At 64.0% G+C, this 1,271-nt stretch carries 1 protein-coding gene; it reads right to left on the bottom strand.

The genetic code is table 11. The features are described from left to right. The coding region (locus GOSPT_RS04770; protein ID WP_005203552.1) for an IS110 family RNA-guided transposase at positions 1-990 on the bottom strand (990 nt) is incomplete at its 3' end. Positions 991-1,271: the final 281 nt, after the last annotated feature.

The following is a 1,271-nucleotide window of genomic DNA, read 5'->3' as shown; positions in this document are numbered from 1 at the left end:
GATGTCTTTGGTGGAGAGGTTTTCGGCTGTTCGGCGGTCGCGGTAGGCGATGGTTTTCTCGTGTCGGTTGAGCCGGCCGATGGTGACGAGGTGGATCGCGCAGTTGGCTTGACGGTCGCCGCCACGGTGCAGGCGGGTGCGGTGGGTTTTACCCGAGGATGCCGGGATCGGGGCGATCCCACACAGCCGCGCGAACTGGGCGTCGGTCTTGATTCGGGTGGGGCATTGACCGACGGTGATCAACAGTTGCGCAGCGCTGAGGGTGCCCACTTGTGGCAGTGCACGCAGCCGTGGCGCGATCTGGGCGGTCAACGTGTCGAGGTGGCGGGTGTAGGCGGTGATTTCGGCGTCGAGTTCACGGACTCGGATCGCGACCTGACGGAGCACGAGTTTGGCGGCTTGGACGGGGTCGTCGAGGTGGTCGCGGTGGGGTCGCCAGGTGATGATGACGGCCATCATGCCGGTGGTGGTCATGCCGGTGAGCTTGTCGCGGATCTGGGGTGCGATGATCGTGAAGTCGCGGATCTGGTTGACTGCGGCGGTGCGTGCTTTGATCGCGGATGCTCTGGCGGCCTTGATCATTCGGATGGACTCGATGATCCCGGTCCGGTCTTTCGGGGTGATGGAGGCTCGCCCGGTGCGGGCTGCCTGCGCTGCGCTGTAGGCATCGATGGGATCGGATTTGCCTGCGCACGCGCGCACCGTGGGATCGGGGTGGTTGAGTTCTTTGACGCGGTAGCCCTCAGCGTGCAGCGAACGTGTCAGGCCGGCACCGTAGGTGCCGGTTTGCTCGACGGCGATCGCCTCGATCGGCCATTGCGTCAGCCAGGCACACATCTGATCATCACCGTGCTGGCCGGTTGCGAACTCGCGGTCAGCGATGCGGTGGCCATCGGTATCGACGACCGCGGCGTGGTGGGTGTCTTTATGGGTGTCGACTCCGCCGTACATCGGTTGCAGCGGCGGCGGGGTAACGGTCATGCTGGTCATCGCGGTTATGTCTCCTTGAGTCGTGTCCTACGGCACGGGGATGACATCGCCGGGTGAGGCGGACAGGACGGTGAAGAGTCGGCCATAACCGCTGCCGACAGGTTCCTATGAAGTCACTGCCTCACCCGGCTCCATCAGTCGAACCAAGGGTGTGTCCACGACCCGACCGGGATCGACAGGTCCACTTCAAGACACCCAACCGGGGTCAGTCTCGACAAAAGTCAGAACACTCGATCAAGCCGCACTCCCATCCTCACCGTCTCGACAGGCTCGACCAGCGG

This window comes from Gordonia sputi NBRC 100414 (assembly GCF_000248055.1).
GTDB classification, from domain to species: domain Bacteria; phylum Actinomycetota; class Actinomycetes; order Mycobacteriales; family Mycobacteriaceae; genus Gordonia; species Gordonia sputi.
The sequence above is the reverse complement of the archived record's forward strand: the minus strand, read 5'-3'. Positions and strand labels throughout refer to the sequence as shown.